This is a genomic window from Saccharopolyspora montiporae, assembly GCF_015209505.1.
GTDB lineage: Bacteria > Actinomycetota > Actinomycetes > Mycobacteriales > Pseudonocardiaceae > Saccharopolyspora > Saccharopolyspora montiporae.
Map to the genome: position 1 here is coordinate 122,071 of NZ_JADEYC010000005.1, position 15,359 is coordinate 137,429.

A 15,359-nucleotide genomic window follows, 5' to 3' on the forward strand; every position below is an offset into this window, starting at 1 on the left:
CCACCGGCCACCAGCCCCCACCGCGTTTTCCGAGGAACCACCGTGCAGACCCACGAGATCAACAACCGGTTCACCGAGCACTTCCGCCGCCGCGGCCACACCGTCGTGCCCAGTGCCTCGCTGATCCTGGACGACCCGACCCTGCTGTTCGTCAACGCGGGGATGGTCCAGTTCAAGCCTTACTTCCTGGGCGACGCCCCCGCGCCCTACCCGCGGGCCACCAGCATCCAGAAGTGCGTGCGCACCGGGGACATCGACGAGGTCGGCAAGACCACCCGGCACAACACGTTCTTCCAGATGGCCGGGAACTTCTCGTTCGGCGACTACTTCAAGGAAGGCGCCATCGCCAACGCCTGGGAGCTGATCACCGGCTCGCAGGCCGACGGCGGTTACGGCTTCGACCCGGAGCGCATCTGGGTCACCGTCTTCGAGCACGACCGCGAAGCCGCCGAGCTGTGGAAGCAGGTCACCGGGATCCCGGCCGAGCGCATCCAGACGCGTGATGCGCAGGACAACTACTGGGACATGGGCGTGCCGGGACCGGGCGGTCCCTGCTCGGAGATCTACTACGACCGCGGCCCCGAGTACGGCCGCGAGGGTGGCCCGGTGGTCGACGAGAGCCGCTACATCGAGATCTGGAACCTGGTGTTCATGCAGGACATCAGGGGTGAGCAGGCGCCCAAGGAGGGCTTCCCGCCGATCGGTGAGCTGCCCACCAAGAACATCGACACCGGAATGGGCGTCGAGCGGGTGGCCTGCCTGTTGCAGGGCGTGGACAACGTCTACGAGACGGATCTGGTGCGCCCGGTGATCGCCAAGGCCGAGGAGCTGTCCGGCCGTGCCTACGGCGCCGACCACACCGACGACGTGCGGTTCCGGGTGATCGCCGATCATGCGCGCTCCGGGGTGATGCTCGTCGGCGACGGCGTGACGCCCGGCAACGAGGCCCGCGGTTACGTGCTGCGCAGGTTGCTGCGCCGGATCGTGCGCTCCACCCGGCTGCTGGGCGTGCAGGAGCCGGTGCTCGGCGAGTTCGGCGCGGTCGTGCGCGACGCGATGGCCCCGACCTACCCGGAGCTGGTCACCGAGTTCGACCGCATCGAGTCGGTGCTGCGCAACGAGGAGGACGCGTTCCTGTCCACGTTGACCGCCGGCTCCAAGATCTTCGACACCGCGGTCCGGGAGACCAGGAAGTCCGGCGGGGCGCAGCTGGGCGGGGACAAGGCGTTCCAGCTGCACGACACCTACGGCTTCCCGATCGACCTGACCCTGGAGATGGCCGCCGAGCAGGGGCTGTCCGTGGACGAGCAGGGCTTCCGGGACCTGATGGCCGAGCAGCGCCGCCGGGCCAAGGAGGACGCCAAGGCGCGCAAGAGCGGGCACGGTGACCTGTCCACCTACCGCACGCTGCTCGACGAGCACGGCACCACGGAGTTCATCGGCTACACCGATCTGCAGGCGCAGAGCCGGGTGCTCGGGCTGCTCGTCGACGGGCAGAGCGTGCCCGCGGCTTCGGCGGGCACCGAGATCGAGCTGGTGCTCGACCGGACGCCGTTCTACGCCGAGGGCGGCGGGCAGATCGCCGACACCGGTCGGCTCGTCGGCCCGGGCGTCGAGGTGGAGATCGACGACGTGCAGCGCGCGGTGCCGGGGCTGTTCGTGCACCGCGGCCGGGTGCTGGCCGGTGACCTCGGCGTGGACACCAAGCTGGACGCGGCCGTCGACCAGCAGCGCAGGCACGCCATCGCCCGCTCGCACTCGGCCACCCACCTCGTGCACGCGGCCGTGCGCAACGCTTACGGGAACCGGGCCGCGCAGGCCGGTTCGCTGAACTCGCCGGGCCGGATGCGCTTCGACTTCACCGCGCCCGCCGCCGTCTCGCAGGGCGTGCTGGCAGGTGTCGAGGAAGAGGTCAACGATTACCTGCAGAGCGACGTGGAGGTGCAGTCCTACACCACCACCATGGACCGCGCCATGGAGCTCGGCGCCGTCGCGCTGTTCGGCGAAAAGTACGGCGACCAGGTCCGGGTCGTGGACATGGGCGACTACTCGCGGGAGCTGTGCGGCGGTACGCACGTCCCGCGCATCGGCAACCTCGGCGTGGTCAAGCTGGTCGCGGACTCCTCGGTGGGGTCCGGGGTGCACCGGGTCGAGGCCCTGGTCGGCATGGACGCGATGCGGCACATCAGCAAGGAGCACCTGCTGGTGACCCGGCTCGCCGAGCAGTTCAAGGTCCCGGCCGAGGAGCTGCCCGAGCGCATCGAGGGCGTGGTCTCCCGGCTGCGCGACGCGGAGAAGGAACTGGACCAGCTGCGCATCGAGCGGGTGCTCGCCTCCGCGGGCCAACTGGCGGACAAGGGCACCGACGTGCGCGGGGTGACGCTGGTCGCCGAGCAGGTCGCCGACGGTGTGGACGGCAACGGGCTCCGCGCGCTGGCCGGGGAGGTCCGCGGCAGGCTCGGCTCCCGCCCGGGCGCGGTGGCGCTGTTCTCCGCGAGCGAGGGCAAGGTCAACTTCGTGGTCAGCGTGAACGAGGCGGGCCGGGACGCCGGTCTGGCCGCGGGCAAGCTGGTCCCGTCGTTCGCCGCCGAGGTCGGCGGCCGCGGCGGGGGTAAACCGGACATGGCGCAGGGCGGGGGCACCGACCCGGCGGGGATCACCGCGGCGATCGGCGCGCTGCGCGGCGAAGTTGCGCAGGTGGTCGGCAGTTGAGTGACCCCGCGCAGCAGCGGCCCGGACCGGGCAGGCGGCTGGGCGTCGACGTCGGCGACGTGCGGGTGGGCGTGGCGCTCAGCGATCCGTCGCCGATGATGGCCAGCCCGCTGGTCACCCTGGCCCGGGACGAATCCGGGGGCGGCGACCTGACCCAGCTGGCGGGCCTGGTCGCCGAGCACGAGGTGGTCGAGGTGGTCGTCGGGCTGCCGAAGACGCTGCAGAACCGGCACGGTGCCGCGGCGGACAAGGCCCGGACCTACGGGGAGGCGCTCGCCGAGCGGATCGCGCCGGTTCCGGTGCGGTTCTCCGACGAGCGGCTGACCACCGTCACCGCCAGCCGCATGCTGTCCCAGCGCGGTGTGCGCGGCAAGAAGCAGCGCTCCGTCGTCGACCAGGCAGCGGCGGTGGAGATCCTGCAGGCATTTCTGGACACTCGGGGGCGCGAGACACGAGAGGACCTGTCGTGAGCGACGATCTCGGACTGTTCGCCGACGAGTCGGATCAGCCGCCCAGACGGGCGTCGGACCCCGAGCGCTTCCGCCGTCGCAGGCGCCGCCGGGTGGTCACCGCGCTGGCCGGATTGTTCGTGCTGGTGCTGGTCACCGGCGGTGTGCTCTACGGGGCCCGGACGATCATGCAGATCGGTTCCTACGACGACTACTCCGGCGCGGGAACCGGTGAGGTCGTGATCGAGGTGGAATCCGGCGATACGGTCAGCGCGATCGCCAGCACCATGGCCGAGCAGGATGTGGTGGCCAGTTCGAGCGCGTTCGTCTCCGCCGCCGAGCAGGACAACCGGGTGAACAGCATCCAGCCCGGCTTCTACCTGATGCGCGGGCAGATGTCCGGGGACGAGGCGGTGCAGCGGATCCTGTCCCCGGACGCGCAGACCGGCCGGGTCGACATTCGCGGCGGGATGCGGATGGAGGACCAGCTGGCCCCGGACGGCGGACACACGCCCGGCGTTCTGGCGATGCTCGCCGAGGCGACCTGCGCCGGGGACGCCCAGCAGTGCACCACCCCGGAGGAGATGCACGCGGTCGCCGAGAACGCCGACCTGGCGTCGTTGGGCGTGCCGGACTGGGCCGTGCGGGGCGCGCAGCAGGCCGAACCGAAGCGGCGGCTGGAAGGGCTGATCATGCCGGGCGTCTACGACGTGAAACCGGGGGAGAGCGCGGAGAACGTGCTGCGCAGCGTCCTCGGGAAGTCGGCGGCGCAGATGGAGGTCGCCGGGCTGCCGCAGGCGGCGGCCGAGACCGGCAAGAGCCCGTACGAACTGCTGGTCATCGCCTCGCTGGTGCAGAGCGAAGGCATCGAGAAGGACTTCCCGAAGATCTCCCGAGTGATCCACAACCGGCTCGAACCGCCGGCGATGCACCTGGGCATGGACTCCACGATCAACTACCCGCTGGACAAGCCCTCGCTGCTGACCGAACCGGAGGACCGCAACCGGCCCGGCCCGTACAACACCTACGAGAACTACGGGCTGCCGCCGACGCCGATCTCCGCGGCGAGCAAGGAGGCCATCACCGCGGCGGAGAAGCCGGAACCGGGCGCCTGGCAGTACTTCGTCAAGTGCTACCCGGACGGGACCTCCTGCTTCGCCGAGGACGAGCAGCAGCACGACCAGTACCGCCGGGAGGCGCAGGAACGTGGCGCGTTCTGAGGGACGGCGGGCCGCGGTGCTCGGTTCGCCCGTCGAGCACTCCCTGTCGCCGGTGCTGCACGGCAGCGCCTACGCGGCGCTGGGCCTGCACGACTGGACCTACGAGCGGGTGCGGGCCGACGAGCAGCGGCTGGTGGAGTTCGTCGGTGGCCTCGGGCCGGAGTGGGCCGGGCTGTCGGTGACCATGCCGGGCAAGCGGGCGGCGCTGTCGGTGGCCGACGAGGTCACCGACCGGGCGCGGTCCGTGGGCGCGGCCAACACGCTCACCCACCGCTCCGGCGGCGGTTGGCGCGCCGACTGCACCGATGTGGACGGCGTGCGCGACGCGCTGCGCGTTGCGGGCGGGTTCGAGTCCGGGAAGCGGGCGCTCGTGCTCGGTGCCGGCGGTACGGCGGCCGCGGCGCTGGTCGCGTTCGCCGAATTGGGGCTGCACGAGGTGGTGCTGGCGGTGCGCGAGCCCACGCGGGCCGCCGACTCCGAAGCCGCCGCGCACCGGGTGGGGCTGGCCTGCCGGACCGAGCGGTTGGACGAGCTGGACCTGGCCGCGGCCGCCGCCGGGGCGGACGTGGTGGTGTCCACGTTGCCCGCGGGCGGGGCCGATTCCCGGGCGCGGGAGTTGGCCGGGGCGGCCTGCGTGCTGGACGTGATCTACCACCCCTGGCCGACTCCGCTGGCGGCGGCGGTCACCGCTGCGGGCGGCCGGGTGGCGACCGGGTTGGACATGCTGCTGCACCAGGCGTTCGGGCAGGTCGAGCAGTTCACCGGGCTGTCCGCGCCGCGCGGGGCGATGCGCGACGCGCTCGCCGAGGCGACCGGGGGTGAGATCCCGCTGCCGCTGTAGCGGCCTCAGTCCCGCTCGGTCGCGTCCTCGTCCTCGCGGCCCGGGGTGCGCAGGTTCCACCGGGTGATCACGAACCGGAACAGCACGTAGTAGAGCACCGCGTAGCCGAGCCCGATCGGGATCAGCCACAGCGCGTTCTGCGAGATGCCGAAGTTGAGCACGTAGTCGATCGCCCCGGCCGAGAAGCCGAACCCGCTGTGGATGTCCAGCGCGTTGACCAGCGCCATCGACGTCCCGGTCAGCACCGCGTGGATGAGCAGCAGCGGCCAGGCCACGAAGATGAACGAGAACTCCAGCGGTTCGGTGACGCCGGTGAGGAACGCGGTCAGCGCCACGGAGAGCATCACACCGCCGACGGTCTTGCGGTGCTCGGGCTTCGCGCTGCGCCAGATCGCCAGGGCCGCGGCGGGCAGCGCGAACATGAAGATGGGGAAGAACCCGGTCATGAACGTGCCCGCTGTGGGGTCACCGGCGAAGAACCGCGCGATGTCGCCCTTTTCGCCTTCGTAGTCGCCGAACAGGAACCACACGACGTTGTTCGGGATGTGGTGCAGCCCGAACGGCAGCAGCAGCCGGTTGATCACGCCGTACACCCCGGCGCCGGCGACGGCGTTGCCGGTCACCGCGTCGCTGAACGCGGTCAGCCCGGTGTCGAACAGCGGGAACAGCAGGCCCAGCAGCACACCGGCGAGCAGCATGGCGAACGCGGTCACGATCGGGACGAACCGGCGACCGCCGAAGAACGCCAGGTAGGCGGGCAGTTTGATCCGGTGGTAGCGCTGCCACAGCCAGGCGGCGGTGATGCCCGCGATGATGCCGCCGAGCACCCCGTACGGCCCCTCGTTGTAGGTGGCGCCGGACTCCTGGCCGGTCATCTGCCACAGCACACCGGACAGCACCAGGTACCCCACCGCCCCGGACAACGCGGTGGAGCCGTCCGCCCGCTTGGCGAACCCGATCGAGACGCCGATCGCGAACAGCAGCGGGAGGTTGTCGAACAGTGCGCTGCCCGCGGCGCCGATGACCTCGGCGACCGGCAGCAGCCATGGCAGGACCGCGCCGAGCCCTTCCCCGCCGAGCAGGTCGTCGTGCCCGAGGCGGGACAGCAGGGCGGCCGCGGGCAGGATCGCGATCGGCAGCATCAGGCTGCGGCCCAACCGCTGCAGCAGGGCGAATCCGGCGCGGTCCGAACCGCCTCCGGTGGCTCCGGCGCTCATGGGCACCTCCGGTCGGAAGACGACGGCCGCCGCCGCGCGGTGTGCGCCGATTCCCGCCCGGCGCCCGGATTCCGGCGGTGTTGGCCGGTCACGCGCCGCGCGCGGATTGGTACTGTCCGAACCGGAACCGGTCGGACGCGCACGATGCGCCGCGGTCTGATCAAGTGCCCTGACACTAGGCGCTTCATCGCCGCACCGACAGCCGATGGCGCAAGATCGTCGTGAGCGGCGGCGCCGGACGAAAGGGAGCACGGGTGGCTCAGGACAAGGCCGCGGCGATCCTGGCCGCGCTCGGCGGCGGCGACAACGTGGTGGACCTGGAGCCGTGCATCACGCGGCTGCGCTGCGAGGTGGACGACGCGGGCTTGGTCGACGTCGCGGCGCTGGAAGCGGCGGGCGCGCACGGGGTCCTGCAGCAGGGCACGGTGGTGCAGGTGGTGGTGGGCCCGGAGGCCGACACGCTGGCGGGCGATATCGAGGACCTGCTGTGAGCCGCGAGGTCGGCAGCCCGGTCGACGGGCTGGTGGTCGCGCTGTCCGAGGTGCCGGACCCGGTGTTCTCCCAGGCGATGGTGGGGCCGGGGGCCGCGGTCACCCCGCGCGGTGGCCGGCAGGACGCGCTGGCCCCGGTGGCCGGGACGGTGTCCACGCTGCACCCGCACGCCTTCGTGATCAGCACCCCGGAGGGCACCGGGATCCTCGTGCACCTGGGGATCGACACGGTGAAGCTGCGCGGCGAGGGTTTCGCGCTGCACGTGTCCGAAGGGGACGCGGTGGTCGCGGGGCAACCGGTCGTGTCCTGGGACCCGGGGTCCGTGGAGCAGCAGGGCTTCTCGGCGGTGTGCCCGGTGGTGGTGCTCGACGTCGCGCCGGAGGCGCTCGGTGATCTGCGCGAGGGCTCCCCGGTGGTCGCCGGGGACCCGCTGTTCGCCCTGGAGGCCTGACCGCCGGGACGCCCGACCGCGCGGGGACGCCTGATCGCTGCCGCCGGTCGGGTGATGCGGGTGGACGACACGCGCCGCCCGGTGCCGCGGTCGGTGCGCGCGGACGCCGCCTCCCGGACGCTTCCCGGGTGCTGATCTTCGCGCTGTTCCCGCTGGCCGGGCTGGTCGCCGGTCACCTCGGTGCCCGGCTGTTGCACGCGTGCCCGCGGGGAGCGGTGCCCGCTGCGGGGTGCTGCGAACTGGGCGTGGCCGCCGCTTGGGCACTGGCCGCCGCTGGTGCGCTGGCCGGGACCCCGCCGTGGTGGCTGCCGGTACCGCTGCTGCTCGGGTGGGCCGGGGTGCTGCTGGCGGTCTGCGACCTGAAGGCCGCGCGGCTGCCGGACGTGCTCACCCTGCCCGCCTACCCGGTGGTCGCGGTGCTGCTGGCCGCGGCCGCCGCGCACCGGCCCGGCCTGCTGCCCGCCGCGGTCGCGGGCGGCGCGCTGTTCGCCGGTGCGTACCTGGCGGTCCGGTTGCTGCGCCCGGCTGCGCTGGGCGCGGGTGACGTCAAGCTCGCCGGGAGCCTGGGCGCGGTGGTCGGTGCGGTCTCGGTGCCGCTGGTCCCGGTGGTGATGGCGGCGGCCGCGGTGGCGACGCTGCCCGCGGCCCGGGCGCGCATCGCCGTGCCGCACGCCCCGGCGATGCTGGTCCCGGCGTGGCTGGTGACGGCGTTCCCGGTGGTGCTGGCGTGGTGATCGTGCGGTGCGCGGCCGGACACCCCGGCCGGGCCGGCTCCCGCGCGAGCGTGGCAGGATCTGTGGACGTGCTGCGCTGGATGACCGCTGGAGAATCGCACGGCCCCGCCCTGGTGGCGGTGCTGGAAGGCATGGTGGCCGGAGTCGGGGTGACCACCACCGATATCGCCGCCCAGCTGGAGCGGCGCAAGCTCGGTTTCGGCCGCAGCCCGCGGATGAACTTCGAGGCCGACGAGCTGGAGCTCATCGGCGGCGTCCGGCACGGCGTCACCCAGGGCGGTCCGATCGCGGTGCGCATCGGCAACACCGAGTGGCCCAAGTGGGAACAGGTGATGGCAGCCGATCCGGTGGACGAGCAGGTGCTGGGCGGGTTGGCCCGCAACGAGCCGCTCACCCGGCCCCGCCCCGGGCACGCCGATCTGGCCGGGATGCAGAAGTACGGCTTCGATGAGGCGCGGCCGGTCCTCGAACGCGCCAGTGCCCGGGAGACGGCGTCCCGAGTGGCCGTGGGCACGGTGGCCCGGCACTTCCTGCGTCAGCTGCTCGAGGTGGAGGTCATCAGCCACGTCGTGTCGCTGGGCGGCGCCGATGCCGAGCACGACGTGCTGCCCGGGCCGGATGATCTGGGCGCGATCGACCACAACCCGGTGCGCGCGTTCGGCGATGCGGCCACCGAGCGGATGATGGCCGAGGTGGACGCGGCGAAGAAGGACGGCGACACGCTCGGCGGGGTGGTCGAGGTCATCGCCTACGGCCTGCCGCCGGGCATCGGTTCGCACGTGCACTGGGACCGCAAGCTCGACGCCCGGCTGTCCGGTGCGCTGATGAGCATCCAGGCGATCAAGGGCGTGGAGATCGGCGAGGGCTTCGCCAACGCCCGCCGCCGCGGCAGCGCCGCGCACGACGAGATCCACCCGGCGACCGGGGAGAAGTGGGTCAGCCGGTCGAGCAACCGCGCAGGCGGTTTGGAAGGCGGCATCACCAACGGCGAACCGCTGATCGTGCGCGCCGCCAAGAAGCCCATTTCCAGTCTCCCGCGCGCACTGGCCACTGTGGACATGCACACGGGCGAACCGGCGCAGGCGATGCACCAGCGTTCGGACATCACCGCTGTGCCCCGCGCCGCCGTCGTCGCCGAGACCATGGTGGCGCTGGTGCTCGCCGAGGCGGTGTTGGAGAAGTTCGGCGGTGACTCGCTGCCGGAAACGGCGCGCAACGTCGAGGGCTACCGCTCCGCGTTGCGCGAGCGGGCCGAACGGCGGGGCGAGTGATGGCCCCGCGAGCCGTCCTCGTCGGACCGCCGGGTGCGGGCAAGAGCACCATCGGCCGATTGCTGGCCGAGCGCCTCGGCGTGCCGTTCCGGGACACCGACGAGGACATCGCCGGCACCGCGGGCAAGACCATCGCCGAGATCTTCACCGAGGACGGCGAATCGGCCTTCCGCGAGCTGGAGGAGCGGGTGATCGCCACCGCCCTCGACGAGCACGCCGGGGTGCTGGCGCTGGGCGGCGGCGCGGTGCTGTCCGAGCGGACCCGGCAGCGCCTGGCCGGGCACCCGGTCGTCTTCCTGTCGGTCGGGCTGGGCGAGGGTGCCAAGCGGGTCGGGCTGTCCACGGCCCGTCCGCTGCTGGCCGGCGTGAACCCGCGGGCGACGTTCAAGGCGCTGCTGGACGAGCGGCTGCCGGTCTACCGCGGGGTGGCGGTCGTGGAGATCGCCACCGACGGGGTCGAACCGGACGACATCGCCGACCAGGTCGTGCAGCAGCTGGCCGCGGGAGCCCCGCGGTCGACCGGCGGGAACTGAACGCGGCGCCGTCTCGGCGCGGAACTCGGAAAGGACGATGATGACCGGACCGGCGCGGATCGGGGTCGACAGCCAGCAGCCCTACGAGGTGGTCGTGGGTCGCGGCCTGCTGGGCGAGCTCGTCGACTTCTTGCAGGACGCCTCCTCGGTGGCGCTGATGCACCAGCCGTCGATCACCGCGACGGTGGAGGCGGTGCGCGAGGAGCTGACCGAAGCCGGACTCGACGCGCACCGCGTGGAGCTGCCGGACGCCGAGGAGGGCAAGAGCCTCGCAGTGGCGGGCTTCTGCTGGGAGGTCCTGGGCAAGATCGGCATGGACCGCTCCGGCGTCGTCGTCTCGTTCGGCGGTGGCGCGGTCACCGACATCGCCGGTTTCGTGGCCGGCACCTGGATGCGCGGGGTGCGGGTCGTGCACGTGCCGACCACCTTGCTGGGCATGGTCGATGCCGCGATCGGCGGCAAGACCGGCATCAACACCGACGCGGGCAAGAACCTGGTCGGCCTGTTCCACGAGCCGAGCCTGGTGCTGGCCGACCTGGCCACGCTGGAGGGACTGCCGCGCAACGAGCTGGTGGCCGGCATGGCCGAGGTCGTCAAGACCGGCTTCATCGCCGACCCCGAGATCTTGGACATCATCGAGCGCGACCCGGAGGGCGCCGTCGACCCGAGCGGGGACGTGCTCGGCGAGCTGGTGCGGCGCGCGGTCCAGGTCAAGGCCGATGTGGTCTCCCAGGACCTGCGCGAGTCCGACCTGCGCGAGGTGCTCAACTACGGGCACACGCTCGGCCACGCGATCGAGCGGCGCGAGCGCTACCGCTGGCGGCACGGGGCCGCGGTGAGCATCGGGCTGGTGTTCGCCGCGGAGCTGTCCCGGCTGGCCGGGCGCCTCGACGACGAGACCGCCGACCGGCACCGCCGCGTGCTGGACCTGTTGGGGCTGCCGGTGGACTACGACCCGGACGCGCTCGGCCAGCTGCTGGAAGGCATGCGGGTGGACAAGAAGAGCCGGTCCGGCGTGCTGCGGTTCGTGGTGCTCGACGGGCCGGCCAGGCCCGGTCGGCTGGAGGGACCCGACCCCGCGCTGATCGCGGCCGCCTACTCGGCGGTGACCGGCGGGGAAGGCAAGCAGGGCGGCTCGGGGGTGCTGCTGTGAAGGTCCTGGTGCTCAACGGGCCGAACCTGGGCCGGCTCGGCAAGCGCGAGCCGGGCGTGTACGGCAGCGCCACCTACGCGGACCTGGTCGAGCTGTGCGAGCAGACCGGGCGCGAGCTCGGCGCCGAGGTGGAGGTGCGGCAGACCGACCACGAGGGCGAGATGGTCGGCTGGCTGCACGAGGCGGCCGACGAGCGGTGGCCGGTGGTGCTCAACGCGGGCGCGTGGACGCACTACTCGGTCGCGGTCCGCGATGCCGCCGCGCAGCTGCACTCGGCGCTGATCGAGCTGCACATCTCCAACGTGCACAAGCGGGAGCGGTTCCGGCATACCAGCTACCTCTCGGACATCTCCACGGCCGTGATCGCCGGGCTGGGCGTGCGCGGCTACTCGCTGGCGCTGCGCTGGCTGGCCGAGCAGGACTGACCGGGTCGGCGCGATGGCCGAACGGATCGCCCGGGCGCTCTCGGAACGCGGTGAACTCGTCCTGCTGCGCCGGGACGACGCGCTCGAACTCCGGGTCAACGGCGTGTTCGTCATGGACACCGCGCACACCGCCACCGAGCGCGCCCTGGCCACCGCGACCCTGCGACAGGTGTCCGGGGACGGGCTGCGCGTGCTGGTCGGCGGGCTGGGGCTGGGTTTCACCCTGCACGAGGTGCTGGCCGATCCGCGGGTGGGCGAGGCCGTCGTCGCCGAGATCGAACCGGCCCTGGTGGACTGGCACCGGCAGGGCCTTCTCCCGGACGGCGCGGCGGCGCTCGGCGATGCCCGGGTGCGGCTGCGGGTCGGTGATGTGGCCGATGTCCTGCAGGTGGGCGCACCGTTCGACGTGGTGCTGCTCGACGTGGACAACGGGCCCGGCTACCTGGTGTATGAGGACAACGCGGAGATCTACCGGAGCGGCTTCCTCACCCGGTGCCGGGACCGGCTCGCCGCCGGCGGGGTGCTGGCGGTGTGGTCGGCCAGCCCGGCCCCGCAGCTGCGCGAGGCGCTGCGCGCGGTGTTCGGCGACTGCACCGAGCTGGACATCCCGGTCGTGCTCGGCTCCACCGAGACCAGCTACCTGCTCTACCTCGCCGAGCGGCCGCACAGCTGAACAGGGCGGCCGCGGGGCAGGCACCGCCGCCGGTGCGCAGCAAGGCCCTGGCGGCTTCCCGCCGAGCTCCGCGCGGGCCCGCTGCGCGTGCGCGCGCGGCGTTAGGCTCCGGACCATGCCCGAATCGCACGCGCAGCGCCGCCAGCACCTCCGGTCCCGATTGCACGAGCGGGAACTGGACGCGGTGCTGGTGACCGATCTGCTCAACATCCGCTACTTGACGGGGTTCACCGGTTCCAACGCGGCGCTGCTGGTGCACACCGCCGACGAGCCGGGGGCGGAGCCGCGCACGGTGCTGTGCACCGACGGGCGGTACACGGCCCAGGCGGCGACGCAGGTCCCGGACCTGGAGCACGTCATCGAGCGGATCAGCGATCTGGCGCTGGCGCAGCGCGCGGGCGAACGGGCCGGGCAGTACCGCAGGACGGGTTTCGAGAGCGGGCATGTCACCGTCGACGGATTGGACGGGATGGCGGCGGCCGCGGGGGACGCGGTGCAGCTGCTGCGAGCACCGGGCCTGGTGGAGGAGCTGCGCCTGGTCAAGGACGAGACCGAGATCGACGCGCTGCGCACGGCCTGCGCGGCCGCCGACCTCGCGCTGGCGGATCTGATCGGGCAGGGCGGGATCCGGCCGGGGCGCAGCGAGCTGCAGATCGCCCGCGACCTGGAGGCGCGGATGCTCGACCATGGCGCGGTCGGCCCGTCGTTCGACACGATCGTCGCCGCGGGGGCGAATTCCGCGATCCCGCACCACCGGCCCACCGATGCGGTGCTGGTGCGCGGCGACTTGGTGAAGATGGACTTCGGTGCGCTGGTGGACGGGTACCACTCGGACATGACGCGCACGGTCGTGGTCGGCGAGCCCGCGGACTGGCAGCGGGAGATCTACGAGCTGGTGCACACCGCGCAGGCGGCGGGCAGTGCCGCGGTGCGGGCCGATGCCGACGTGCGCGAGGTGGACGCGGTGGCGCGCGCGGTGATCGCCGGTGCGGGTTACGGCGAGCAGTTCCCGCACGGTCTGGGGCACGGAGTCGGGCTGCAGATCCACGAGGCACCGGCGCTGTCCCCGCGCGGGGACGGTAGAATCCGGTCCGGGATGGCGGTCACCGTCGAGCCCGGCGTCTACCTGCCGGGGCAGGGCGGGGTCCGCATCGAGGACACGCTGGTGGTGCGGCAGAGCACCGCAGAGCTCCTCACCTCGACGACGAAAGAGCTCGTCGCAGTCTGACTGACGCGCCGGTCCCCTCCGGGGCGCGAGCCGGCGGAATTGCCTACAGCCATCACCACAGGAGAGACCCCCACGTGGCGACCACGAACGACCTGAAGAACGGAATGGTGCTCAACCTCGACGGCCAGCTCTGGTCCGTCGTGAACTTCCAGCACGTCAAGCCGGGCAAGGGCGCCGCCTTCGTGCGCACCACCCTGAAGAACGTGCTCTCCGGCAAAGTGGTGGACAAGACGTTCAACGCCGGACTGAAGGTGGAGACCGCGAACGTCGACCGTCGGGAGATGACCTACCTCTACACCGACGGCAGCGAGTACTACTTCATGGACCCGGACACCTACGACCAGGTCGGCGTGTCCGCGGACGTGGTGGGTGACGCCGCGAACTACATGCTGGAGAACAGCGCGGTGGTCGTGGCCCGCCACGAGGAGGACCCGCTGTACGTGGAGCTGCCCGCCTCCGTCGAGCTGGTCATCTCGCACACCGATCCGGGCGTGCAGGGCGACCGCTCCACCGGCGGCACGAAGCCGGCCACGCTGGAAACCGGTGCGGAGGTCCACGTCCCGCTGTTCCTGAACGTCGGCGACAAGGTGAAGGTCGACCCGCGGGACGGCCGCTACCTGAGCCGCACCAAATGAGCGGGTCCGCGGACGCGCGAACGGCGCCCCGGGTCCGCCCGGCAGCCGGAAAGAGGGTGTGAGGTGGGTTCTCGCAGCAATGCCCGCAAGCGGGCCGTCGACATCCTCTACGAAGCCGACCTGCGCGGCGTGGACGCGGTGACGTTGCTGTCCGAGCGCGTCGGGTCCCCGGAGGTCGCGCCGATCGGCGAGTACGCGGTGACCCTGGTGGAGGGGATCTCCGCCAACCAGCAGCGCATCGACGAGGTGCTGACCGAGCACGCCGAGGGCTGGACGCTGTCCCGGATGCCCCCGGTGGACCGCTCGGTGCTGCGCCTGGGCCTGTACGAGCTGCTGTTCAGCGACGACGTTCCCTCGGCGGTGGCCATCGACCAGTCCGTCGAGCTGGTCAAGGCGCTGTCCACGGACGACTCGCCGCGGTTCGTCAACGGCGTGCTGGGCCGCATCGCGGGGATCCGGTCCCGGTTGCGCAAGAGCGTGCGCACCGAGCCGGTCGCCGGCGACGGACAGGGCCAGTGACGCGTTCCGGCCGGTGACCCGCCGGAGCGCACGATGCCGGTGCCGGTGCACCGGACACGAGGAGCCGGTCCCCGTTCGCGGGGACCGGCTCCTCGTGTCGTGCGGCCCGGTGACCGCGGATCCGCGGTCCGGTCTGCGCGTTGAACGGGTCTGCGCGGTCGGCAGAGCTCCGCTCGTCGGCGCGGTCGCGGGCGATCCGTCCGCCCCGGGCGGAGCGGACGGACCCGCTGCCGCTCACTCCTCGCGGGCGGGGCGGGCCTCCGGGGGAAGCACGCCCCAGTCGATGAGCTGCTCGGTGAGCTCACCCGGAGTCATGTCGTAGATGATGGCCAGGGATCGCAGGTCCTCGGTCCGGATGGACAGCACCTTGCCGTTGTAGTCACCGCGCTGGCTCTGGATGGTGGCCGCGTAGCGGGCCAGCGGGCCGACCTTCTCGGCGGGCAGCTGCTGCAGCCGTTCGAGGTTGATCACGACCTTGGTGGCGGGCTCGGCGCCGGACGGCACGCGGCCCTCCGGGAGCAGTTCCGCGACCGGCACGCCGTAGAAGTCGGCGAGTTCGGCCAGCTTCTGCACGGTCACCGCGCGGTCGCCGCGTTCGTAGGACCCGACGACCACGGCCTTCCACCGCCCGCCTGACTTCTGCTCGACGCCGTGCAGCGAAAGACCCTGCTGCTGGCGGATGGCGCGAAGCTTGCTGCCCAGCGCCTTGGCGTAGTCGCCCATGTGGCGTTTCTCCGTTTCATTCGCCCCGTCAGCCGACAACGGCGCCCGGGGTGTCACGCTCAGATCGATACGGAGAGTAATGT

Annotated in this window: 17 protein-coding genes; 15 read left to right on the top strand and 2 right to left on the bottom strand. The window is 72.3% G+C overall.

The window, feature by feature from the left end; translation table 11 throughout:
- The first annotated feature begins 42 nt into the window (after positions 1–42).
- Genes alaS through IQ251_RS02965 form a run of 4 tightly spaced genes read left to right on the top strand, consistent with a single transcriptional unit; the run spans position 43 to position 5,222 of the window.
- Entirely contained in the window at positions 43–2,712 is a 2,670-nt protein-coding gene (gene alaS / locus IQ251_RS02950) for an alanine--tRNA ligase (protein WP_193926848.1), read from the top strand.
- Entirely contained in the window at positions 2,709–3,182 is a 474-nt protein-coding gene (gene ruvX, locus IQ251_RS02955; protein WP_193926849.1) for a Holliday junction resolvase RuvX, read from the top strand. Before alaS ends, ruvX begins: the two co-directional genes overlap by 4 nt.
- Complete coding sequence (gene mltG / locus IQ251_RS02960) at positions 3,179–4,381, top strand: endolytic transglycosylase MltG (RefSeq protein WP_193926850.1); 1,203 nt, start codon at positions 3,179–3,181, stop codon at positions 4,379–4,381. Before ruvX ends, mltG begins: the two co-directional genes overlap by 4 nt.
- On the top strand, positions 4,368–5,222 hold the full coding sequence (locus IQ251_RS02965; RefSeq protein WP_193926851.1) for a shikimate dehydrogenase: 855 nt from the start codon (positions 4,368–4,370) through the stop codon (positions 5,220–5,222). The genes mltG and IQ251_RS02965 overlap by 14 nt, the downstream gene beginning before the upstream one ends.
- A gap of 5 nt (positions 5,223–5,227) precedes the next feature.
- On the opposite strand, the gene IQ251_RS02970 is transcribed toward IQ251_RS02965, so the two are convergent.
- Positions 5,228–6,439: a PTS transporter subunit EIIC gene (locus IQ251_RS02970; RefSeq protein WP_193926852.1), complete on the bottom strand. Its 1,212-nt coding sequence runs from the start codon at positions 6,437–6,439 to the stop codon at positions 5,228–5,230.
- A 254-nt stretch (positions 6,440–6,693) separates the two neighbouring features.
- Between IQ251_RS02970 and IQ251_RS02975 the strand changes: the two genes are divergently transcribed.
- The 11 genes from IQ251_RS02975 to nusB all read left to right on the top strand — a co-directional run bounded on the left by IQ251_RS02975 (position 6,694) and on the right by nusB (position 14,553).
- A complete protein-coding gene (locus IQ251_RS02975) occupies positions 6,694–6,930 on the top strand; it encodes a PTS sugar transporter subunit IIB (RefSeq protein ID WP_193926853.1) in 237 nt (78 codons plus the stop codon).
- Positions 6,927–7,382, top strand: coding sequence for a PTS sugar transporter subunit IIA (locus IQ251_RS02980; RefSeq protein ID WP_193926854.1), 456 nt, complete (start codon positions 6,927–6,929; stop codon positions 7,380–7,382). The genes IQ251_RS02975 and IQ251_RS02980 overlap by 4 nt, the downstream gene beginning before the upstream one ends.
- A gap of 128 nt (positions 7,383–7,510) precedes the next feature.
- Positions 7,511–8,116, top strand: coding sequence for a prepilin peptidase (locus IQ251_RS20070; protein WP_370591168.1), 606 nt, complete (start codon positions 7,511–7,513; stop codon positions 8,114–8,116).
- A gap of 68 nt (positions 8,117–8,184) precedes the next feature.
- Positions 8,185–9,387: a chorismate synthase gene (gene aroC / locus IQ251_RS02990; RefSeq protein WP_193926967.1), complete on the top strand. Its 1,203-nt coding sequence runs from the start codon at positions 8,185–8,187 to the stop codon at positions 9,385–9,387.
- Entirely contained in the window at positions 9,387–9,920 is a 534-nt protein-coding gene (locus tag IQ251_RS02995; protein WP_193926855.1) for a shikimate kinase, read from the top strand. The genes aroC and IQ251_RS02995 overlap by 1 nt, the downstream gene beginning before the upstream one ends.
- 40 nt (positions 9,921–9,960) lie before the next feature.
- The gene (gene aroB / locus IQ251_RS03000; RefSeq protein ID WP_193926968.1) at positions 9,961–11,073 is read left to right on the top strand and encodes a 3-dehydroquinate synthase; all 1,113 of its coding nucleotides are present in this window, start codon (positions 9,961–9,963) and stop codon (positions 11,071–11,073) included.
- Entirely contained in the window at positions 11,070–11,498 is a 429-nt protein-coding gene (aroQ, locus tag IQ251_RS03005) for a type II 3-dehydroquinate dehydratase (protein ID WP_193926856.1), read from the top strand. The genes aroB and aroQ overlap by 4 nt, the downstream gene beginning before the upstream one ends.
- A 13-nt stretch (positions 11,499–11,511) precedes the next feature.
- On the top strand, positions 11,512–12,171 hold the full coding sequence (locus IQ251_RS03010) for a spermidine synthase (RefSeq protein ID WP_193926857.1): 660 nt from the start codon (positions 11,512–11,514) through the stop codon (positions 12,169–12,171).
- Between the two features lie 115 nt (positions 12,172–12,286).
- Entirely contained in the window at positions 12,287–13,399 is a 1,113-nt protein-coding gene (locus IQ251_RS03015; protein WP_193926858.1) for a M24 family metallopeptidase, read from the top strand.
- Between the two features lie 74 nt (positions 13,400–13,473).
- Entirely contained in the window at positions 13,474–14,034 is a 561-nt protein-coding gene (efp, locus tag IQ251_RS03020) for an elongation factor P (RefSeq protein WP_193926859.1), read from the top strand.
- Between the two features lie 63 nt (positions 14,035–14,097).
- Positions 14,098–14,553 (top strand): transcription antitermination factor NusB, encoded by a 456-nt coding sequence (nusB, locus tag IQ251_RS03025; RefSeq protein ID WP_193926860.1) that lies wholly within the window; start codon positions 14,098–14,100, stop codon positions 14,551–14,553.
- A 234-nt stretch (positions 14,554–14,787) separates the two neighbouring features.
- Here the strand turns inward: nusB and bldD are convergent, their stop codons facing one another.
- Entirely contained in the window at positions 14,788–15,276 is a 489-nt protein-coding gene (gene bldD / locus IQ251_RS03030) for a transcriptional regulator BldD (protein WP_010311046.1), read from the bottom strand.
- Positions 15,277–15,359 lie beyond the last annotated feature (83 nt).